This window comes from Bradyrhizobium sp. USDA 3315 (genome assembly GCF_054056795.1).
The window spans coordinates 830,111-850,643 of sequence record NZ_JBSRYP010000001.1 but is presented as its reverse complement, the minus strand read 5'-3'; the positions used below and the strand labels follow the sequence as shown (position 1 = coordinate 850,643).

Genomic DNA, 20,533 nt, shown 5'->3' with positions numbered 1-20,533 from the left:
ATCGCGGCGACGCCTCGCCGGTGTTGCGGATCTTTCGACATGAAGTTTGGACATTCATGTCGCGAGAATGCGGATGTGTGACTCACAGACCTCGCCACACACTCAATGTCGTCCTGGCGAAAGCCAGGACCCATAACCTCAAATCTCAATTGTTGCGCGACGCTGGGGCCGCGATCCCGTTCATCATCAAATGCGGTGGTTATAGGTCCTGGCATTCGCCAGGACAACGAACGGATAGCGCCGTGTGCCCGTCCTCACGGGTTCACGCAAACACAGTCGAGCCCGGCAATGGCGACTGGTTGGCCAGGCGCCGTCGTCCTAGCGTTCCGTCAGCTTCAGCTCGATGCGGCGGTTGCGCTTGTAGGCCTCTTCGGTCTGCGCGGTGTCGAGCGGCTGGAATTCAGCAAAGCCGGCGGCGACCAGGCGTTGCGCCGGCACGCCCAGCGAGACCAGGTACTGCACCACCGAGATCGCGCGCGCCGAGGACAATTCCCAGTTCGACTTGAACAGCGGGCTGTTGATCGGCCGCACGTCGGTGTGGCCGTCGACGCGCAGCACCCAGGCGATCTCGGGCGGAATCTGCTTGTCGAGATCGATCAGGGCGCTCGCGACCGTTTCGAGCTCGGTCTTGCCCTCGGGCAGCAGCGTCGCCTGGCCGGTGTCGAAGAACACTTCCGACTGAAACACGAAGCGGTCGCCGACGACGCGGATATCGGGACGGTTGCCGAGGATCGCACGCAGCCGGCCGAAGAATTCCGAGCGGTATTTCGATAGTTCCTGCACCCGCTGCGCCAGCGCGACATTGAGGCGCTGGCCGAGATCGGCGATGCGGTTCTGCGATTCCTTGTCGCGTTTCTCGGAGGCGTCGAGCGCCTCTTCGAGCGCAGCGAGCTGGCGGCGCAGCGCGCTGATCTGCTGGTTCAGCAGCTCGATCTGCGCCAGTGCGCGCGACGATACGGCCTTCTCGGACTCCAGCGCCTTGTTGAGTTCGTTGGCGCGGCCCTGCGCGTCGCTGCCGGAACTCGCGAGCCCCTCATAGAGTCCCTTCATGCGGTCGCGCTCGCCTTCCGCCGAGGCGAGCCCGGCGCGCAGCTGCGCCACCTGGTCGTCGAGCGTCAGCTTGGAGAGCTTCTCCAGCGACAGCAGGTCGTTGAGCTGGGCGATCTTGGCGGTGAGCTGTTCCAGCGCCTTGTCCTTGCCGGTGACCTCCTGCGACAGGAAGAACTGCACGACCAGGAACACCGACAGCAGGAACACGATCGACAGCACCAGCGTCGACAATGCGTCGACAAAGCCGGGCCAGTAGTTGAAGCCGGATTCGCTGCGGCGCGAGCGGGCGAGGGCCATGGGTGTCTCCTTGGGCTTGCTCCCCGGCTAGCTCTTCTCGGGCTGGCGGGCGAGGCGTTCGAGCAGCCGCTTGATCTCGCGGTTCTGCTCGCCCTGGCCGTCGGCCCATTCCCGGATCATCTGCTGCTCGGTGCGCATATGCGCAACCAGTCCCTGGATCGCCTCGGCAAGATTGGCCATCGCGGCCGTGGTGCTGCGGCCGCCGCCGCCTTCCTCGAGCGCGGTGCGGAGCCGATCGATCGCGCCCTGCATGTCGCCGGAGACGCCAGGTTCATCGCCGGAAATGCCGCGCACGGTGCCGGCGAGCCAGTCCTCGAGGTCGGTGTAGAAGCGGTTCTGGGCCTGGCTCGACTGCAGGTCGAGGAAACCGAGGATCAGCGAGCCGGCGAGGCCGAACAGCGAGGACGAGAACGAGATGCCCATGCCGCCGAGCGGCGCGGCGAGGCCCTCCTTCAGCGTATCGAACAGCGCGCCGGAGTCGCCGCCGACCTTGAGCCCGTCGATCACCTTGCCGACCGAGCCCACCGTCTCGATCAGGCCCCAGAACGTGCCGAGCAGGCCGAGGAACACCAACAGGCCGGTCATGTAGCGCGAGATGTCGCGGGCTTCATCGAGGCGGGTTGCGATCGAATCGAGCAGATGTCGCATGGTCTGCTGCGAGATCGACATCCGCCCCGAGCGTTCGCCGCCGAGGATCGCGGCCATCGGGGCAAGCAGCGTCGGGCGGCGCTCGATCGCAAGGCCGGGATCGGCGATGCGGAAATTGTTGACCCAGGCGACCTCGGGATAGAGCCGGATCACCTGGCGGAACGCCAGGATGATGCCGATCAGCAGCACCGCCCCGATCAGGGCGTTCAGCCCCGGATTGGCAAAGAAGGCCGTGACGATCTGCTTGTACAGCACGACCCCGACCAGGCTGCAGAGCACCAGGAACACCAGCATCCGCACCAGGAAGATCCGAGGCGAGGACAGCTTGCTCAATTCGATCTCCATGTCGGAGCGGGAAGGAGGCATTGCCGGGTCATCCGTTCGCGAAGGCCGCATCTGCGAGCAATATGGCACAGCGGCGGAGTGAGGAAAGCCGATTCCAGGGGCAGCAAACAGGACCTTGAGTTGGAATCTCGTGGGCCGTTGCCGCTTTGCACGGCTTTCCGACCGCTCCTCGCTTCACTATCCACTGAGTTGCACACCCCACCCGCAGATCGCGAAATGAGGTCGGCTTGCACGCGTCATTCGGTGAGGCGAACGCGACGATGGTGATTCGGTCCGATTGTCTCGATGTTGCGAGGTGCGGCATTCCGCGCAGGCAAAATGGCAGGGTTCCCGCTCATGCAGACCTTAATGCATTCCCACAGCCTGCGATGGAACCCGCTCACAATGCGGTGACAAGACAAAAGATGCCGCGAAATCAGAGCGATAGCGTTCTGTGACATTGAGCCGCCCAAAAACGCATTGCGTCGCAGCAAGCAGATTTTATTTTCATCACAGCAACACGAGCGGTGTCGCCGTGACACCGCCGTTCGTTTGTTCAAACGTTTCAGGGGCGATTATCTCAATGTCTGGACTTCGCGCGCAATCGGCATGCATTGCTCTGATGCTGGCCGTGACGGCGCCACTGCTTGCAAGCTGCGACGAGCCGAACACCGCAACCGCCGCCGTGCAAGCACCCGAGCCGGACGTCAGTGTCGTCACCGTGAAGCCGCAGGCGCGCGCGATGCTGCGCGAGCTGCCGGGCCGCATCGCGCCGACCCGTGTTTCCGAGGTACGCCCGCGCGTCTCGGGCATCGTGGTCAACCGCATGTTCCATCAGGGCAGCGAGGTGAAGGTCGGCGATCCCCTGTACCAGATCGATCCGCTCCCGTTCGAAGTCGAATTGCAGTCGACCGAGGCGGCGCTGGCGCGCGCCAAGGCCGTGCTCGAACAGGCCGCGCTGCAGGCCCGCCGTATCGCCACCTTGACCAGCCAGCGCGCGGCGCCGGAAGCCGAGAACGAAAAGGCGATCGCGACGCTGAAGCAGGCCGAAGCCGATGTGCAGGGACGCGAGGCCGAAGTTGCGCGCGCCAAGCTCAATCTGGATTATGCGACGATCCGCGCGCCGATCGACGGCACCATCGGCGCGGCGCTGGTCAGCGAGGGCGCGCTCGTCGTGCAGAACGACGCCGCGAGCCTTGCGACCATCCAGCAGCTCGATCCGATCTACGCCGACTTCCAGCAGTCGGTGACCGAGATGAACCAGCTCCGCCGTGCCTTCGAGAGCGGCGATCTCGACCGCATCGCGCCCGACGCGATGAAGGTGCGCCTCGTGCTCGACGATGGCTCGATCTACCCGCTGCCGGGCAAGCTGCTGTTCTCCGACGCCAAGGTCGACGCCTATACCGGGCAGGTGACGTTGCGCGGCGAGTTCCCGAACCCGCATCGCATCCTGCTGCCGGGCATGTATGTGCGCGTGCTGATCGAGCAGGGCATCGACAGCGATGCGATTGCCGTGCCGCAGCAGGCGATCCAGCGCAATGGCGGCGGCGGCAGCGAGGTGTTCGTTGTCAAGGCCGACAATCACGTCGCGGTGCAGCCGGTGCGCACCGGCTCGCTGCAGGGTGGTTCCTGGTTCGTGACCGATGGCCTGAAGGCCGGCGACAAGGTCGTCGTCGAGGGGTTCCAGAAATTCGCCGCCGGCGACAAGGTCCGGCCGCAAGCCTGGCGCGAGGTCGACGCAGCTGCAGCACCGACGGATTCGCACCAGACCGCGCACGCAGTGCGGTGATCCGATATGCCTAGCTTCTTCATCGACAGGCCGATCTTCGCCTGGGTCGTCGCGCTGTTCATCTGTCTGATCGGCGCGATCTCGATTCCGCTGCTCGCGGTCGCGCAATATCCGATCATCGCGCCGCCCTCGATCTCGATCTCGACCAGCTATCCCGGCGCGTCGCCGGAGAACCTCTACAACAGCGTGACGCGGCTGATCGAGGAGGAGCTCAACGGCGCCGCCAACATCCTGAACTTCGAATCGACCTCCGACTCGCTTGGCCAGGTCGAGATCATCGCCAACTTCAAGCCGGGCACCGACACCAGCCAGGCTTCGGTCGAGGTGCAGAACCGCCTCAAGCGCGTCGAGGCGCGGCTGCCGCGCGCCGTGATCCAGCAGGGCATCCTGGTCGAGGAAGCCTCGTCCGCCGTGCTGCAGATCATCACGCTGAACTCGACCGACGGCTCGCTGGATGAAGTGGGCCTCGGCGACTTCATGATCCGCAACGTGCTGGGCGAGGTGCGCCGCATCCCCGGCGTCGGCCGCGCCACGCTGTATTCGACCGAGCGGTCCTTGCGGATCTGGATCGATCCGGCCAAGCTGGTCGGCTACGGCCTGTCCGCCGACGACGTCAACAAGGCGATCACGGCGCAGAACGCCCAGGTCGCCTCCGGCAGCATCGGCGCCGAGCCGAGCACAGATACCCAGAAGATTTCCGCGCAGGTGCTGGTGAAGGGCCAGCTGTCCTCTCCCGACGAGTTCGGCGCCATCATCCTGCGCGCCAACGCCGACGGCTCGACGGTCCGCCTGCGCGACGTCGCGCGGATCGAGATCGGCGGCCTCAGCTACCAGTTCAACACCCGCCTCGACGGCAAGCCGACCGCCGGCCTCTCGGTGCTGCTGTCGCCGAAGGGCAATGCGCTGGCGACCGCGAGCGCGGTCGAAGCCAAGATGAAGGAGCTGTCGCGCTTCTTCCCGGCCAACATCTCCTACGAAATCCCCTACAACATCACGCCGGTGGTCGAGGCTTCGATCAAGAAGGTATTGACGACGCTGGTCGAGGCCGTCGTGCTGGTGTTCGTCGTGATGTTCCTGTTTCTGCAGAACATCCGCTACACCATCATCCCGACCATCGTGGTTCCGGTGGCGCTGTTGGGCGCCTGCGCCACGCTGATGATCGCGGGTTTCTCGATCAACATGCTGACGATGTTCGGCATGGTGCTGGCGGTCGGCATCCTCGTCGACGACGCCATCGTCGTGGTCGAGAACGTCGAGCGCATCATGGCGGAGGAGGGTCTGCCGCCGAAGGAAGCCACCAAGAAAGCGATGTCGCAGATCACCGGCGCCATCATCGGCATCACGCTGGTGCTGATGGCGGTGTTCGTGCCGATGGCGTTCTTCCCCGGCTCGGTCGGCATCATCTACCGGCAGTTCTCGGTCACCATGGTGGCGGCGATCGCGTTCTCGGCGCTGCTCGCGCTGTCGCTGACGCCGGCGCTGTGCGCGACCTTGCTCAAGCCGGTCAAGAAGGGCCACGGCCATGCCAGCAAGGGCGTGTTCGGCTGGTTCAACCGCGTGCTCGACACCAGCCGCGCCGGCTATGTCAGCACGGTGCAGGCCGGGCTGAAGCGCACCGGCCGCCTGATGCTGATCTATCTGGTGCTGTTCGCAGGCGTCGCCTACGGCTTCGTCCGGCTGCCCGGCGGCTTCCTGCCGGTCGACGACCAGGGCTTCATCACGACCGACGTGCAGACGCCGTCGGAGTCGTCCTATGCCCGCACCGAAGCCGCGGTCGAGCAGGTCGAGAAGTACCTCAAGGACCGCGCCGGCATCGAGAACGTCACGTTCCTCACCGGCTTCAGCTTCCTCGGCCAGGGCATGAACACCGCGCAGGCCTTCATCACCCTGAAGGACTGGTCGGAGCGCGGCCCGAAGGATTCCGCCGCCGCCATCGTCGCCGACATCAACCGCGATTTGTCGTCGATCCGCGACGCCAGGATCTCGGCGTTGCAGCCGCCGCCGATCGACAACCTCGGCAACTCCTCGGGCTTCTCGTTCCGCCTGCAGGACCGCGGCCAGAAGGGTTATTCGGCGCTGATCGCCGCGTCCGATCGCCTGATCGCTGAGGCCAATGCCAGCCCGATCCTGCAGAAGGTCTATGTCGAAGGCCTGCCGCCGGCGCCGCAGGTCAATCTGATGATCGACCGCGAGAAGGCGGGCGCGTTCGGCCTCACCTTCGAGGACATCAACAACACGATCTCGACCAATCTCGGCTCGAACTACATCAACGACTTCCCGAACCGCGGGCGCATGCAGCGCGTCATCGTGCAGGCCGACAAGACCAGCCGCATGAACGCGGACGACATCCTCAACTACAACGTCAAGAACAGCCGCGGCCAGCTGGTGCCGTTCTCGGCCTTCGCCACCATCGAGTGGTCGAAGGGACCGACGCAGATCGCGGGCTTCAACTACTATCCGGCGGTGCGCATCTCCGGCGAGGCGCGGCCGGGCTTCACCTCGGGCGATGCGATCGCCGAGATGGAGCGGCTCGCCGACAAGCTGCCGCGTGGCTTCGGCTATGAATGGACCGGCCAGTCGCTGCAGGAGAAGCTGTCGGGCTCGCAGGCGCCGTTCCTGCTCGCGCTGTCGGTGCTGGTGGTGTTCCTGTTGCTCGCCGCGCTCTATGAGAGCTGGACCATTCCGCTCGCGGTGCTGCTCACCATTCCGCTCGGCATTCTCGGCGCGGTGGTGGCGGCGACGATGCGCGGGCTCTCAAACGACGTCTATTTCACCGTCGGCCTGATCACCATCATCGGTCTTGCCGCCAAGGACGCGATCCTGATCATCGAGTTTGCCAAGGATCTGCGCGCGCAGGGCAAGCCGCTGGTCGAGGCGACCATCGAGGCCTGCAGTCTCAGATTCCGCCCGATCCTGATGACCGGTCTGGCCTTCGTCTGCGGCGTGCTGCCGATGGCGATCGCGACCGGTGCCGGCGGCGCCAGCCAGCAGGCACTCGGCACGTCAGTGATGGGCGGCATGATCGCGGTGGTGATCCTCGCGCTGCTTCTGGTGCCGGTGTTCTTCGTCAGCGTGCAGCGCGTGCTGGCCGGCGACCGTGAGACGGCGCCGGAGCAGGGTGAGGTGTATGGCCCGCCCGCGCCGGCAAGGATCGGTCACTGACATCAGGGACCGACGCTGGTCAGATCAGCGGCTTGCTTTCGCAAGCCGACCAATCCAGATTGCAGCTCTGGATTGAACGGGAAGCGTTTGGGCAACCCGGCGATTGAGGGCATGCGATGCGGCCGAGCGATATTGCGATCTCGAATTATCGCTCGATCCGGCGGCTCTTCATGCCCATCCAGCCGCTGTCCGTCTTCGTCGGCGAGAACGGTGTCGGTAAATCCAATCTCTACAAGTCCCTGTCGCTGTTGCGGGATGCTGCGACCGGCCGGATCACGCGCACGATCGCTGACGAGGGCGGGCTGAACTCGGTCTGCTGGTCGGGCCTGCGCAAGCGCGGCGAGGATGCAAGGCTGCGGTTGGAGGTCAGGTTCGATCACGTCAAATACGCCATCGAGCTCGGGCATCCCGGCCCGCTCGAGGCGGCATTTCCCGGCGAGCCGATGATCAAGTCCGAACGCATCGAGGCGATCCACGGCAAGCGCAAAGTCCTGATGATGGAGCGGACCAATTCATACGTCAGCGTCCGCGGCGAGAGCGGCGCCTGGAGCGAGCACAAGGATGCGGTGCTGCCGTCGGAGACCGCGCTCGCGGATTTCCTCGACGGCAAGGCGTGCCCCGAAATCGACCTGATCCGAAACTCGCTGCAGAGCTGGCGCTTCTATCACGATTTTCGCACCGATCCGGGCTCGCCGATTCGAAAGCCCTGTCTCGCCATCACGACGCCCTCGCTGAGCGCCGATGGCAGCGACCTGGCCGCCGCCTTGGCAACGCTCAGCGCGATCAGGCAGGATGCGGTCGACTTGCAGGATGCGATCGAGGATGCGTTCCCGGGTGCCGAGCTCCGGGCATGGGCGGAAAACGGACGGTGCGAATTCGAGCTGCAGCAGGCTGACGTGCCGCGCCCGTTCAAGGCGCACGAACTATCCGACGGCACGCTGAAATATATCTGCCTGCTCGCCGTGTTCATGGGCTATCGGCTGCCGCCGTTCATCGCGCTGAACGAGCCCGAGACCAGCCTGCATCCCTCGCTGTTGGCGCCGTTGGCGAGGCTGATCGCCAGGGCGTCGCGCCGCGCCGACATCTGGATCGTCACCCATTCGGAACAACTGATGGAGGCGCTGCGCAGCGAGAGCGCGGTCCCGCCGCGCCGGGTGATCAAGGCGAAGGGCGCCACGACCATCGAGGGCCTGACCGCGGGCGGTGAATTTCGTGACGGGCAGGACGACGATGATGAGGATGACGACGATTAAATCGCGCCGTCGCGTTACTGCCCGAGCGGCTTCAGGATCTTGATCAGCTCGCCGTGCACGAACTCGTTGCCGCAGACGATGTGGCCGGTCTGCAGCGGGTCGTCATTGCCCTGGATGCCGGAGACGGTGCCGCCGGCTTCGCGGACCATCAGCAGGCCGGCCGCGACGTCCCAGGCCTGCAGATTGCGCTCCCAATAGCCGTCGAGCCGGCCGGCGGCGACAAAGGCGAGGTCGAGCGAGGCGGCGCCGAAGCGGCGGAAGCCCGCGACCTTGGTCTGCAGCGCCGCCATCTCCTGCAGCGCCAGCTGGTGACTACCGCGGCCGATATGCGGCAGGCCGCAGGCCACGACGCATTCGTTGAGCTGGCGGCGGCCGGCGACGCGCAGGCGCTGGTCGTTGAGGAACGCGCCCTTGCCGCGCTCGGCGATGTAGAGCTCGTCATTGGCGGGATTGTAGATCACGCCGGCGATCACGGTGTCCTCGCGCTTCAGCCCGATCGAGATCGCGAATTGCGGGATGCCGTGCAGGAAGTTGGTGGTGCCGTCCAGGGGATCGACGATCCAGGTGTGGCTCTTGTCAGAGCCTTCGCGCTTGCCGCCTTCCTCGCCGACGAACCCGTAGCCGGGCCGGGCCTTCTCGAGGTCGGTGTAGAGCATCTCCTCGGCGCGCTTGTCGGCGAGCGAGACGAAGTTTGCCGGCCCCTTCAGCGACACCTGGAGATGTTCGATCTCGCCGAGGTCGCGCTTGAGGCTGCGGCCGGCGCGGCGCGCGGCCTTGACCATGACATTGATGAGAGCGGAATAGAGCATGATGAGAACTTGTGACCCGAGAATGTGAAAGTCGATCAGGCGGCGCACGCAAATCCGTCATCCTGAGGTGCGAGCGCAGCGAGCCTCGAAGGGTGCACGGCCCCGGACCGGGCCGTTCATCCTTCGAGACGCGCTTTCGCGCTCCTCAGGATGACGGATCAGGAGGGAGCGACCTAGCCGCCCGAGTTTCCGGACTGGGTGCCCTCTGGAAGTGGCGCCGTCAAGGCGTCATTTGACGTTGTTTCCGATCCATTTTCGCGCGGCTGCCTCGGCCTTGGCGCGGTCTTCCGGGCTCATATCGGCGAGGATGTCGTCGAGATCGGGGTCGCCCTTGCCGGCGGTCTTGGCGACCGTGTGCCATTTCAGCGCCTCGACCTTGTCCACCGGGGCGCCGGCGCCGGTCGCCAGCACATGGGCGAGGCGGTTTTGCGCGATCGCGCTGTTCTGCCGGGCCGCCTTGCGCAGCAGCGCCACCGCCGCCGGCACGTTCCGCGGCGTGCCCGAGCCGTTGTAGAGGGCGATGGCATATTCGACCTCGGCATCGACATTGTCGGCCAGCGAGGCGGCCTGCAGCAGCCGCGCCGCCTTCTCGAGGTCCTTCGGCACGCCGGTGCCTTCCTTGTAGAAGGTCGCGAGCGCGTATTGCGCCTCGGGGCTGCCGGCGTCGGCGGCCATGCGCAACAGCTCGGCGGAGCGGCGGAGGTCCTGCGGCAGGGTCTGGCCGTCGAGATAGAGCAGCGCGAGATTATAGGCCGCCTTCGGCTCGCCGAGCTTGGCCGACGACGCCAGCAGCTTGACCGCGGCATCCTTGTCGACCGCGCCGCCGCGGCCCGCGATCTTCATCATGGCGAGCGCGAACATCGCCTCGCGGTCGCCGGCATCGGAGGCGCGCTTGTACCACTCGTCGGCCTTGACGTAGTCGCGCTTGACGCCGAGCCCATTGGCATAGAGCTCGCCCAGCATCGTCATGGCCTTGGCATCGTTGTTGTTCTGCGCGCGCGCGGTCGCGAGGTCGAACGCGGTCTTGTACATGCCGCGCTGATAGGCGCCGTAGACGAGGTCGACATTGGGATCGTCGACGGCCTGGGTCGGGGTCGGCGAGGGCGTCGGAGATGCGGCAGGCTTCGGCGTCGCGGAGGCGGCGGGCTTGGGCGTCGGCTTCTTCGCGACCGGCGAATGCACCTTCGGCTTCGGAGCCTCCTTCTTCGCGGGCGGCGTCTGTGCCGGCGGCGTGATCGAGAGCTGCGCCATCGCGCCGCTCGCCAGCATCGTGCAGCCGAGCGCAACACCTATCGGACGCAGGCATTTCATTCCGGCGTCATCCCTCGGCCTTTCCGTCGGCCTTGGCCTTGCCGAATGTGCCTGCATGCGCCCGCGCAATCGCCTCTCCGATCTCGACAAGCGCCGCCTTGGCGCCGCGCGGATCGGACCAGATGGAGTCTCCGACCAGCACGAAATCCGCGCCGGCCGCCGCGAACGTCTCGGCTTCCTCGCGCGAGGTTGCAAAGCCGATGCAGGGCGGCTCGAACAATTCGTCCCACCATTCCAGCCGCTCGGCGATGGCCTCGCGCGAGGGCCGCTGTCCGTTGGCGTCGGGCTCGCCGAACAGCACATAGTCGGCACCGGCTTCGCCCGCGGCCATGGAATCGTGGCGGGTCGCGAGTCCGCCGACGCCGACAATGCGGTCGGGTTTCAGCGCCGGCGACGCCTCTTTCATCGCGGCGACGCCGGTCAGATGCGCGCCGTCGGCGCCGGCGCGGGCCACGATATCGGGATGACCGTCGATCAGCAGCGCCGCGCCGGCGTTCTGGATCGCGGGCGCCAGCGCCTTGATGGTGGAGATCATGCTGCGCGGATCGCTCTCGCGCAGCCGCACCAGCACGGCCGCGACATCGGCCGCGGCAAGCAGCTCGGTGAGCTCGGCCGCAAGCCGCGCAGGCTCATCGACCGCCGGCGTTGCCAGATAGAGGCGCGGCGTCGGCCGCGGCGGAACGGGCTTGGTCGCCAACTATGCCGCCTGTTTCTCGAGGCCGGCTTCCCAATTGCCGGTGCTCGCGAGCCCGTTCATCCGGGCGCGATGCGAGAAGGCGCGCTGGCCCGCGGGGACGTTGTCGGGCTTGCCGGACCACGCCTTCTGCGGCGCCGCCTGCAGCGCGCGGCCGTAGGAGAAGGTCAGCCGCCAGGGCAAATTGCCGAACTTGTTCATGGCGTCGAGATGCGCGGTCGCTTCCTCGTCGCTCTGGCCGCCGGAGAGGAAGGCGATGCCGGGCACCGCGGCCGGCACGCAGCTCTTGAGCAGGCGGATGGTCTTCTCGGCGACTTCCTGCACCGGCGCTTGCTTCGGGCACTTCTTGCCCGAGATCGCCATGTTCGGCTTCAGGATCATGCCTTCGAGCGCGACGCGCTGCACCCGCAATTCCTGGAAGGTGCGGTTCAGCACGCGCTGCGTCACCTCGTAGCAGCGGTCGATGTCATGATCGCCGTCCATCAGCACCTCCGGCTCGACGATCGGGACGATCTGCGCGGCCTGGCACAGCGCGGCGTAGCGCGCCAGCGCATGGGCGTTGGCACGGATCGCGGTCTGGGTCGGGATTCGCGGTCCGATATCGATCACCGCCCGCCACTTCGCAAAGCGCGCACCGCGCTCGTAATATTTCTTCAGCCGCTCGGCGAGCTTGTCGAGGCCGACGGTGACGAGTTCGCCTGGGCAGTTCGGCAGCGCCTGCGTGCCCTCGTCGACCTTGATGCCGGGGATCGCGCCGGCCTGCTCGATCAGCTTGACCAGCGGCGTGCCGTCCTTGGCATTCTGCCAGATCGTCTCGTCGTAAAGGATGACGCCGGAGATGTACTTGCTCATCGCCTCCTGCGAGCGGAACAGCATCTCGCGATAGTCACGGCGATTGTCCTCGGTCGAATCGACCTTGATGGCGTCGAACCGCTTCTTGATGGTGCCGGAGGATTCGTCGGCGGCGAGAATGCCCTTGCCCGGGGTGACCATGGCAAGCGCGATTTTGTTGAGGTCGGAGAGGTTCATCGGGGCGTCCTCCAGAGCCATTGCCTTTGCAAACCAAAATAGGCGGTTCTCGGGCAATTGCCTAGAAAACGTTCGTCGCGGCTGAGATCGCGCGTAGATTTGGCTTGTTCTGTTCACCTCGCCCCGCTTGCGGGGAGAGGCATAGGCCGCCTTCGGCGGCCGTCGGCAAAGAACGCCGAAGTCGAGCTTCGGCTATGTTGCATCGCTAGATGCAATCCGGGCGAGGGGGTACAGGTCTAACCGCATTCGCCGCTCGTGGAAGCAGCCCCTCACCCCAACCCTCTCCCCGCGAAGGGCGGGGAGAGGGAGAGATACGTCAGGCGACCTTGGGGTCGAGCTGGCCCGCGGCGTAGCGCTTGGCCATTTCCGCCGTGGTCAGCACCTTCTTGATCTTGCTGGCCTGGCCCGCGGTGTTGAACTCCTGCAGGCGCTGCTTGCACAGCTTGGTCATCGCCTCCATCGCGGGCTTGAGGTATTTGCGCGGATCGAACTCTTCCGGATTGTCCTTCAGCACCTTGCGGATCTGACCGGTCATCGCCATCCGGTTGTCGGTGTCGATGTTGATCTTACGCACACCGTTCTTGATGCCGCGCTGGATCTCGGCGACCGGCACGCCCCAGGTCGGCTTCATCTTGCCGCCATTGGCGTTGATGATCTCCTGCAGCTCCTGCGGCACCGACGAGGAGCCGTGCATGACGAGATGCGTGTTCGGCAGCTTGCGATGGATTTCCTCGATCACGTTCATGGCGAGGATGTTGCCGTCGGGCTTGCGGGTGAACTTGTAGGCGCCATGCGAGGTGCCCATCGCGATCGCCAGCGCGTCGACCTTGGTTTCCTTGACGAACTTCACGGCCTCGTCCGGGTTGGTCAGCAGCTGGTCGTGCGACAGCTTGCCCTCGGCGCCATGGCCGTCTTCCTTGTCGCCCATGCCGGTCTCGAGCGAGCCGAGCACGCCGAGCTCGCCTTCCACCGAGATGCCGCCGAGATGGGCCATGCCGGTCACGGTCTTGGTGACGCCGACATTGTAGTCCCAGTCGCCGGGGGTCTTGCCGTCGGCCTTCAGCGAGCCGTCCATCATGACCGAGGTGAAGCCGGACTGGATCGCGGTCATGCAGGTGGCGGGCTCGTTGCCGTGGTCGAGATGCACGCAGACCGGGATCTGCGGGTAGATCTCGGTGACGGCGTCCATCATGTGCTTGAGCATGACGTCGTTGGCGTAGGACCGCGCGCCGCGCGAAGCCTGGATGATGACGGGCGCGTCGACCTCGGAGGCTGCCGCCATGATCGACAGCGCCTGTTCCATGTTGTTGATGTTGAAGGCAGGTACGCCGTAATCATGCTCGGCCGCGTGGTCGAGCAGTTGCCGCAACGTAATGCGAGCCATTCCATTTCTCCCTGTAGTGCAAGTTCGCGGATGTAACCTAAATCAACGGTTTTTCAGAACTTCGACGCCCGGCAGCGGCTTGCCTTCCATCCATTCAAGAAACGCGCCGCCCGCGGTCGAGACGTAGGAAAAATCACCGCCGACGCCCGCTTGGTTCAGCGCCGCGACGGTGTCGCCGCCGCCGGCGACCGAAATCAGCTTCCTGGCCTTGGTGCGTTCGGCGGCATGCTTGGCCGACACCACGGTGCCGCGGTCGAACGGCGTCAGCTCGAAGGCGCCGAGCGGTCCGTTCCAGACCAGCGTCGCCGCGTCGTCGATCGCGGCATGGATGCGCGCGATCGATTGCGGACCGACGTCGAGGATCATGCCGTCGGCCGGGATCGCATCGAGGCCATAGGCATGCGACGGCGCGTTGGCGGCAAACTGGTTGGCGACGACAGCGTCGACGGGGAGGATGATCGCGCAATTGGCGGCGTTGGCCTTTTCCATGATCCGCAGCGCGGTCGGGGCAAGATCCTTTTCGGCGAGCGACTTGCCGACGGCGACGCCCTGCGCGTGCAGGAAGGTGTTGGCCATGCCGCCGCCGATCACCAGCGCGTCGACCTTGCTCACGAGGTTTTCCAGGAGGTCGATCTTGGTCGAGACCTTGGCGCCGCCGATGATCGCGATCACCGGCTTGGTCGGCGCTTCCAGCGCCTTGCCGAGCGCGTCGAGCTCGGCCTGCATGGTGCGGCCGGCATAGGCGGGAAGCTTGTGGCCGAGGCCTTCGGTCGAGGCGTGGGCGCGATGCGCGGCGGAGAAGGCGTCGTTGACCCAGATGTCGCCGAGCTTGGCGAGCTCAGCGACGAAGCCGGCGTCGTTCTTCTCTTCCTCCTTATGGAAACGCGTGTTTTCCAGGCAGAGGATGTCGCCGTCCTTGAGGGCCGCGACAGCGGCGGCCGCGGGCTCGCCGATGCAGTCCTCGGCGAAGCCGACCGGGCGCTTGATCACCTTCGACAGCGCGTCGGCGACCGGCTTCAGCGATTCCTTGGGATCGCGTCCCTTGGGGCGGCCGAAATGGGCGAGCAGGATCACCTTGCCGCCCTTGTCGGAAATTTCGCTGATGGTGGGGGCCACGCGCTCGAGCCGGGTGGCATCGGTGACGCGGCCATTTTCCATGGGGACGTTGAGGTCGACGCGCAGCAGCACGCGCTTGCCCTTCACGTTGACGTCGTCGAGGGTGCGGAACGATTTTGTCATGGGGGTGTCGAACTCCTGGGGTCATTCCGGGGCGATGCGTAGCATCGAACCTCAGATGCGCAATTGCGCATCGGGGAATCTCGAGATTCCGGGTCTGGTCCTGCGGACCATCCCGGAATGACGGAGCGGCAAACACGCAGATGCCCGGCGGTGAGCCGGGCATCACGAACAGTCGAACCTAAACCAGCTTGCCGATCGCGACGGCGGTGTCCGCCATACGGTTCGAGAAGCCCCACTCATTGTCGTACCAGGACATCACGCGCACGAAGTTGCCGTTCTGCACCTTGGTCTGGTCCATGTGGAAGGTCGACGAGTGCGGATCGTGGTTGAAGTCGATCGAGACGTTCGGCGCGTTGGTGTAGCCGAGGATGCCCTTGAGCTGCTGCTCGGACGCACGCTTCATCGCCTCGTTGATCTCCTTGACGTCGGTTGCGCGCTTGGCGACGATCTTGAGGTCGATCACGGAAACGTTCGGGGTCGGAACGCGGACCGAGACGCCGTCGAGCTTGCCCTTCAGCTCGGGCAGCACGAGGCCGATCGCCTTCGCGGCACCGGTCGAGGTCGGGATCATCGACATCGCCGCGGCGCGGCCGCGATAGAGATCCTTGTGCAGGGTGTCGAGCGTCGGCTGGTCGCCGGTATAGGCATGGATCGTGGTCATGAAGCCGGTCTCGATGCCGACGGTGTCGTTCAGGACCTTGGCGACCGGCGCGAGGCAGTTGGTGGTGCAGGAGCCGTTCGAGATCACCAGGTGATCCTTGGTCAGCGTGTCGTGGTTGACGCCGTAGACGATGGTGGCGTCAGCACCGTCGGCGGGCGCCGAGACCAGCACGCGCTTGGCGCCGGCGGTGAGGTGCGCGGAGGCCTTGTCCTTCGCGGTGAAGATGCCGGTGCATTCCAGCGCGACGTCGACGCCGAGCGCCTTCCACGGCAGCTTGGAGGGATCGCGCTCGGCCGAAACCTTGATCTTGTTGTCGCCGAGGCTGATCGTGTCGCCGTCGACCGTGACGGTGCCGGGGAAGCGGCCGTGCACGGAATCGAAGCGCAGCAGGTGTGCGTTGGTCTCGACCGGGCCGAGGTCGTTGATGCCGACCACCTCGATGTCCTTGCGGCCGGACTCGGCGATGGCGCGCAGAATGTTGCGGCCGATACGCCCAAACCCGTTGATCGCGACGCGGATTGCCATGCTCGTCTCCTCTAATGCTGTTGTCAGCCCCGCGGGAGCGCTCCCACGAGGTTTTTACGGCGGAACGCCCGGTTCGGCCGGGCGCGTACGGAAAAGATGGAGCTTAGGTAATCCTTTTTTGCGACAAGCTCAACCTTGGCCGACGGGTGTCAGGCCAGCGTCAGACGCGCTTCGTGGCAGCGTTAACGACGGCTTCAGCAGTAATGCCGAAATGCCGGAAAAGGTCCTTCGCCGGAGCGCTGGCGCCGAATCCGTGCATGCCGATGAATTCGCCGTCATGGCCGATCACGGCATCCCAGCCCCAGCGTACCGCAGCCTCGATCGCGATCTTGACCGGGGCGTTGCCGATAATGGCATTTTGCCGCTCGGCGGGCTGTGCCAGCAGCAATTCCAGCGACGGGACCGAGACCACCCGCGTCGCGATGCCGCGTCCGGCGAGCTGCTTCTGCGCCTCGACCGCGATCTGGACCTCGGAACCCGACGCGAACAATGACACTTTTGCGTCACCCTGCGCCGCGACCAGCTCATAGGCGCCGTGGCTGCACGGGTTGTCGTTCGGCGCCGTGGTGCGGAGCTGCGGCAGGTTCTGGCGGGTCAGCGCCAGCACCGTCGGTCCGTCGACGCGGTTGAGCGCCAGTTCCCAGCACTCGGCGGTCTCGACCGCGTCACAGGGACGGAACACGCGCATGTTGGGCATCGCGCGGAGCGCGGAGAGATGCTCGACCGGCTGGTGCGTCGGGCCGTCCTCGCCGAGGCCGATCGAGTCATGGGTCATGACATAGACGACGCCGGTGCCCATCAGCGCCGACAGCCGCATCGCGCCGCGCGCGTAGTCGGTGAACACCAGGAAGGTGGCGGCGTTCGGCGCGAAGCCGCCGTGCAGGAAGATGCCGTTGAGGCACGCCGCCATGCCGTGCTCGCGGACGCCGTAATGGATGAAGCGGCCCTTCGGCGTCTTGGCACCGAACGCCGTCGCCGACTTCGCCTTGTTGTTGTTGGAGCCGGTGAGGTCGGCGGAGCCGGCGACGAATTCCATCGGCATCGCAGCCGCAATCACCTCGATCGCTGCTTCCGACGATTTGCGGGTCGCGACGTTGAGCGGATTTTCAAGGAGCCCCTTCTTGAAAGCGCGCAGCCCCTTGGCGAGCGACTGCGGCCGCTCGTGGCGAATGCGGCGTTCGAACTCGGCGCGCTTGCGGCTGCCGAGCTGCGCGAACTGCTCGTCCCACGCCTTGTGCTCGGCGGCGCCGCGGGCGCCTGCCTCGCGCCAGGCCTTCAGCACATCGTCGGGCACCGAGAACGGCTCGAGCGAGATGCCGAGCTTCTCCTTGGCCGCCTTGAGCTCGTCGGCGCCGAGCGCCTCGCCATGCGCCTTGGCGGTGCCGGCCTTGTGCGGCGCGCCGTACCCGATCGTGGTCTTGCAGGCGATCATCGAGGGCTTGTTGGATTTCTGCGCGCGGGTGATTGCAGCGGCGATCGCCTGCGGATCGTGGCCGTCGATCAATTCGGCGGCCCAGCCTGCGGACTTGAAGCGCTTCACCTGATCGACGGAATCGGAGATCGAGGTCGGGCCGTCGATCGAGATGCCGTTGTCGTCGTACAGCACGATCATCTTGTTGAGCCGCCAGACACCGGCGAGCGCGATCGCTTCCTGCGAGATGCCCTCCATCAGGTCGCCGTCGGAGGCGAGCACATAGGTGTGGTGGTTGACGATCTTCTTGCCGAACTCGGCGGCCAGCATCTTCTCGGCGAGCGCCATGCCGACCGCGGTCGCGATGCCCTGGCCGAGCGGACCGGTGGTGGTCTCGATGCCCCTGGTGTGGAAGTTCTCCGGGTGTCCCGGTGTCAGCGATCCGAGCTGGCGGAAATGCTTGAGCTGGTCGAGCGTCATGTCCTTGTTGCCGGTGAGGTACAGCAACGAATAGAGCAGCATCGAGCCATGGCCGGCCGAGAGCACGAAGCGGTCGCGATCGGGCCACGCCGTGTCGGCCGCATCGAATTTCAGGAATTTTGTGAACAGGACGGTCGCGACGTCGGCGGCGCCCATCGGCAGGCCGGGATGGCCGGAATTAGCCTTCTCGACGGCGTCCATGGCAAGGCCACGGATCGCATTGGCCATACGGGTGTGATCGACCTGCGTCATGATGAAAAGTCCGCCTAAAATGAGGAGCTGATTGCGGGACGGATCGGGGCGGGCAGCCGCGATACGCGCGTGGATGGCCTTACGGGTTGGGGGTGGATTAGCACCTCAATTCCGCAAGTCCAAGGCGATGAAACGCCTCAAAACGGGGAAAAGTTGCCCGAAATCGCCCTATTTCATTCAACGGTGCATAGTTCTGCGCCGCCGTTGCGCTTCCCTCGCTTGCCACGTAAATTTCGTCCCGTAAACGCTTGCCGAACCGCCAGTTTTGCCGTGCGGCAGGCCTGTCTTCCGCAGGCTACCAAGCCAACCGACTTGAAGGGTCCACGCCGCGTGTCATGAGTGATCGTCTCGCCAACGGGTCTGGCAATACCGAGGCACCGCTTGCCGATATCGATGCTGCGACCAAGCGGCTGATGGCAGCGCTTGATGCGCTGGAGAGTTCGGTGGAGCGGCGCCGCGAGGCCGACCGCGACGAGAACGAATTGGCGAGCCGCATCCAGGCGCTCGGCGCCGATCGCTCCAGGCTTGCCGACGAGCTCGACGGATCGCTGGTGAAGACGCGCAAGCTCGAGCGCGCCAATCGCGAGATCGCGGAAAAACTCGACGCGGCAATCGGCAGCATTCGCGCCGTGCTCGACGGCGGAGACCCTAGATGAGCCACATCAACGTCACCATCAATGGCCGGCAATACCGGATGGCCTGCGAGGAGGGCCAGGAGGTGCGGCTCCTGAAGCTCGCGGAAAATCTCCAGCAACGCGTGGAATCGCTGCGCGGCAAGTTCGGCGAAATCGGCGATGCGCGGCTGACAGTGATGGCGGCGCTCACCGCCTGCGACGAACTGGTCGACGCCAGCGCACGCATCCGCAGCCTCGAGGAAGAGGTCGAGCAACTGCGCAATGCGCGCGTTGCCGCCATCGACCGCGCCCGCGCGACCCAGACCGCGGTCTCCAACGCGCTCAACGCCGCCGCGGAGCGGATCGAGCGCACCACGCAGGTGCTCAACCGCACCATCGGCGGCGGCATCGCGATCGGGTGATCTATATTTTCCGGCATCGGGTGAATCTTATCCTCCCCTGGAGGGGGAGGATCGACGCTCATGAAATGAGCGGCGAGGTGGGGTGACGGTCTTTCCACACGCGCAGTGCCCGCGTTGAGAGATCACCCCACCCCGGTTCGCATTCCGCTACGCTTCATGCGTACCGACCCTCCCCCTCCAGGGGAGGGTGGAGAGAAGTGCATGGGTCTCGGCTGCGTCTTCCTTACCGCTGGCGGATTGGGGCAACGATGGCTAGATTAGCCCCCGCGAAGCTGCGTCGTGCGTCAGGAGCCATATATCCCCGGGGCCTTATCGATCCTTTAGGGAACTGTCCCTGGCCGGGTCCGTGGACCCGGACATATGGTGCCCACCTACTTTCGTAGGGAACTCCGGGATCGAGCGCTCCAACGGCCTCTGCGGCTTCGCACTTATTTTTGCTGTTGCCTTGTCGTCGCGCTGCGGCGGTTGAATTGTCTAGCAGTGTTGTGCCCCGCGATACGGGGCGTCCAGCGCGCCGCGGCCTGGCCTTAACGAAAGCTAGCGTCTCTGGAATGATGGATCGTCCGTTGTCGCGGACGACGACAGCGGAAGATGGATCATGCACGCATCTCCATCGAAGGCCGAGCTCCGGGCACTTGCTCTCGCCAAGCGCGATGCGCTGAGTGACGAGCAGCGCGCGACGGCTGCCGAAGCGCTCGCCAAGCGCGGCGCGCCGTTCGAGATCGCGCAGGGCATGATCGTCTCGGGCTATGCGCCGATCCGCAGCGAGCTCGATCCGGCGCCGTTGATGAAGAAGCTTGCCGACAAGGGCGCGCGGCTCGCGCTGCCCTGCATCAACGCGCGCGGCCAGTCGCTGACCTTCCGCAGCTGGTCGCCGCAGGACCGGCTGATGCTCGGGCCGCTCGGCATTCCCGAGCCGTCGCCGGCCGCCGCCGAGGTGCATCCGGACGTGATGCTGGTGCCGCTCGCGGCATTCGACAAGCTCGGTCACCGTATCGGCTACGGCGCCGGCTATTACGACTATACCTTCGCGCATCTGCGCAAGGCCAAGCATGTGATCGGGGTCGGACTTGCCTTTGCTGCACAGGAAACCAAGGCGATTCCGGCGCTGTCGCACGACGTCCCGCTCGATTTTGTGCTAACGGAGCGCAAGACGTTCGATTTCCGGAGTAGCTAACC

The 20,533-nt window shown here is 65.5% G+C and carries 16 protein-coding genes and 1 other RNA gene; 7 read left to right on the top strand and 10 right to left on the bottom strand.

The window, feature by feature from the left end:
- Positions 1-318 precede the first annotated feature (318 nt).
- Together ACVIYL_RS03860 and ACVIYL_RS03855 are read right to left on the bottom strand one after the other, a co-directional pair.
- A complete protein-coding gene (locus tag ACVIYL_RS03860; protein ID WP_057016193.1) occupies positions 319-1,347 on the bottom strand; it encodes a peptidoglycan -binding protein in 1,029 nt (342 codons plus the stop codon).
- 27 nt (positions 1,348-1,374) lie between these two features.
- The gene (locus ACVIYL_RS03855) at positions 1,375-2,361 is read right to left on the bottom strand and encodes a flagellar motor protein MotA (RefSeq protein WP_456777794.1); all 987 of its coding nucleotides are present in this window, start codon (positions 2,359-2,361) and stop codon (positions 1,375-1,377) included.
- Between the two features lie 541 nt (positions 2,362-2,902).
- Here ACVIYL_RS03855 and ACVIYL_RS03850 point away from each other — a divergent pair.
- From ACVIYL_RS03850 to ACVIYL_RS03840, 3 genes are all read left to right on the top strand, one after another.
- Complete coding sequence (locus ACVIYL_RS03850; protein WP_456777793.1) at positions 2,903-4,108, top strand: efflux RND transporter periplasmic adaptor subunit; 1,206 nt, start codon at positions 2,903-2,905, stop codon at positions 4,106-4,108.
- A gap of 6 nt (positions 4,109-4,114) precedes the next feature.
- Positions 4,115-7,270 (top strand): multidrug efflux RND transporter permease subunit, encoded by a 3,156-nt coding sequence (locus tag ACVIYL_RS03845; protein WP_456777792.1) that lies wholly within the window; start codon positions 4,115-4,117, stop codon positions 7,268-7,270.
- A 116-nt stretch (positions 7,271-7,386) separates the two neighbouring features.
- Entirely contained in the window at positions 7,387-8,523 is a 1,137-nt protein-coding gene (locus tag ACVIYL_RS03840; protein WP_456777791.1) for an AAA family ATPase, read from the top strand.
- Positions 8,524-8,537: 14 nt separating this feature from the next.
- Here the strand turns inward: ACVIYL_RS03840 and ACVIYL_RS03835 are convergent, their stop codons facing one another.
- The 8 genes from ACVIYL_RS03835 to tkt form a co-directional block, all read right to left on the bottom strand.
- Positions 8,538-9,332: an inositol monophosphatase family protein gene (locus tag ACVIYL_RS03835; RefSeq protein ID WP_253624981.1), complete on the bottom strand. Its 795-nt coding sequence runs from the start codon at positions 9,330-9,332 to the stop codon at positions 8,538-8,540.
- 228 nt (positions 9,333-9,560) lie between these two features.
- Positions 9,561-10,643 (bottom strand): HcpA family protein, encoded by a 1,083-nt coding sequence (locus tag ACVIYL_RS03830; protein WP_456777790.1) that lies wholly within the window; start codon positions 10,641-10,643, stop codon positions 9,561-9,563.
- Positions 10,644-10,650: 7 nt separating this feature from the next.
- Positions 10,651-11,340, bottom strand: coding sequence for a thiamine phosphate synthase (locus tag ACVIYL_RS03825; protein ID WP_456777789.1), 690 nt, complete (start codon positions 11,338-11,340; stop codon positions 10,651-10,653).
- Positions 11,341-12,366: a class I fructose-bisphosphate aldolase gene (locus tag ACVIYL_RS03820; protein WP_456777788.1), complete on the bottom strand. Its 1,026-nt coding sequence runs from the start codon at positions 12,364-12,366 to the stop codon at positions 11,341-11,343.
- Between the two features lie 316 nt (positions 12,367-12,682).
- Positions 12,683-13,750, bottom strand: coding sequence for a class II fructose-bisphosphate aldolase (fba, locus tag ACVIYL_RS03815; protein ID WP_168859026.1), 1,068 nt, complete (start codon positions 13,748-13,750; stop codon positions 12,683-12,685).
- Between the two features lie 42 nt (positions 13,751-13,792).
- The gene (locus ACVIYL_RS03810) at positions 13,793-14,989 is read right to left on the bottom strand and encodes a phosphoglycerate kinase (protein ID WP_456777787.1); all 1,197 of its coding nucleotides are present in this window, start codon (positions 14,987-14,989) and stop codon (positions 13,793-13,795) included.
- Between the two features lie 178 nt (positions 14,990-15,167).
- Complete coding sequence (gene gap / locus ACVIYL_RS03805) at positions 15,168-16,175, bottom strand: type I glyceraldehyde-3-phosphate dehydrogenase (protein ID WP_016842563.1); 1,008 nt, start codon at positions 16,173-16,175, stop codon at positions 15,168-15,170.
- A 160-nt stretch (positions 16,176-16,335) separates the two neighbouring features.
- A complete protein-coding gene (tkt, locus tag ACVIYL_RS03800) occupies positions 16,336-18,318 on the bottom strand; it encodes a transketolase (RefSeq protein ID WP_456777786.1) in 1,983 nt (660 codons plus the stop codon).
- Positions 18,319-18,653: 335 nt separating this feature from the next.
- Here tkt and ACVIYL_RS03795 point away from each other — a divergent pair, with 335 nt between their 5' ends.
- The 4 genes from ACVIYL_RS03795 to ACVIYL_RS03780 all read left to right on the top strand — a co-directional run bounded on the left by ACVIYL_RS03795 (position 18,654) and on the right by ACVIYL_RS03780 (position 20,531).
- Complete coding sequence (locus ACVIYL_RS03795; protein WP_456777785.1) at positions 18,654-18,974, top strand: DUF4164 domain-containing protein; 321 nt, start codon at positions 18,654-18,656, stop codon at positions 18,972-18,974.
- Positions 18,971-19,354, top strand: coding sequence for a cell division protein ZapA (locus tag ACVIYL_RS03790; protein WP_028332812.1), 384 nt, complete (start codon positions 18,971-18,973; stop codon positions 19,352-19,354). The genes ACVIYL_RS03795 and ACVIYL_RS03790 overlap by 4 nt, the downstream gene beginning before the upstream one ends.
- 266 nt (positions 19,355-19,620) lie before the next feature.
- Positions 19,621-19,781, top strand: a non-coding RNA gene (ssrS, locus tag ACVIYL_RS03785) — 6S RNA.
- A 171-nt stretch (positions 19,782-19,952) separates the two neighbouring features.
- The gene (locus tag ACVIYL_RS03780; protein WP_137476855.1) at positions 19,953-20,531 is read left to right on the top strand and encodes a 5-formyltetrahydrofolate cyclo-ligase; all 579 of its coding nucleotides are present in this window, start codon (positions 19,953-19,955) and stop codon (positions 20,529-20,531) included.
- Positions 20,532-20,533: the final 2 nt, after the last annotated feature.

Coding starts and splice junctions, on each gene's coding strand:
- ACVIYL_RS03830 (WP_456777790.1), bottom strand. CDS start 10,643: ATGAAATGCCTGCGTCCGATAGGTGTTGCGCTCGGCTGCACGATGCTG.
- ACVIYL_RS03820 (WP_456777788.1), bottom strand. CDS start 12,366: ATGAACCTCTCCGACCTCAACAAAATCGCGCTTGCCATGGTCACCCCG.
- ACVIYL_RS03860 (WP_057016193.1), bottom strand. CDS start 1,347: ATGGCCCTCGCCCGCTCGCGCCGCAGCGAATCCGGCTTCAACTACTGG.
- ACVIYL_RS03835 (WP_253624981.1), bottom strand. CDS start 9,332: ATGCTCTATTCCGCTCTCATCAATGTCATGGTCAAGGCCGCGCGCCGC.
- ACVIYL_RS03810 (WP_456777787.1), bottom strand. CDS start 14,989: ATGACAAAATCGTTCCGCACCCTCGACGACGTCAACGTGAAGGGCAAG.
- ACVIYL_RS03795 (WP_456777785.1), top strand. CDS start 18,654: ATGAGTGATCGTCTCGCCAACGGGTCTGGCAATACCGAGGCACCGCTT.
- tkt (WP_456777786.1), bottom strand. CDS start 18,318: ATGACGCAGGTCGATCACACCCGTATGGCCAATGCGATCCGTGGCCTT.
- fba (WP_168859026.1), bottom strand. CDS start 13,750: ATGGCTCGCATTACGTTGCGGCAACTGCTCGACCACGCGGCCGAGCAT.
- ACVIYL_RS03790 (WP_028332812.1), top strand. CDS start 18,971: ATGAGCCACATCAACGTCACCATCAATGGCCGGCAATACCGGATGGCC.
- ACVIYL_RS03840 (WP_456777791.1), top strand. CDS start 7,387: ATGCGGCCGAGCGATATTGCGATCTCGAATTATCGCTCGATCCGGCGG.
- ACVIYL_RS03780 (WP_137476855.1), top strand. CDS start 19,953: ATGCACGCATCTCCATCGAAGGCCGAGCTCCGGGCACTTGCTCTCGCC.
- gap (WP_016842563.1), bottom strand. CDS start 16,175: ATGGCAATCCGCGTCGCGATCAACGGGTTTGGGCGTATCGGCCGCAAC.
- ACVIYL_RS03850 (WP_456777793.1), top strand. CDS start 2,903: ATGTCTGGACTTCGCGCGCAATCGGCATGCATTGCTCTGATGCTGGCC.
- ACVIYL_RS03855 (WP_456777794.1), bottom strand. CDS start 2,361: ATGCCTCCTTCCCGCTCCGACATGGAGATCGAATTGAGCAAGCTGTCC.
- ACVIYL_RS03845 (WP_456777792.1), top strand. CDS start 4,115: ATGCCTAGCTTCTTCATCGACAGGCCGATCTTCGCCTGGGTCGTCGCG.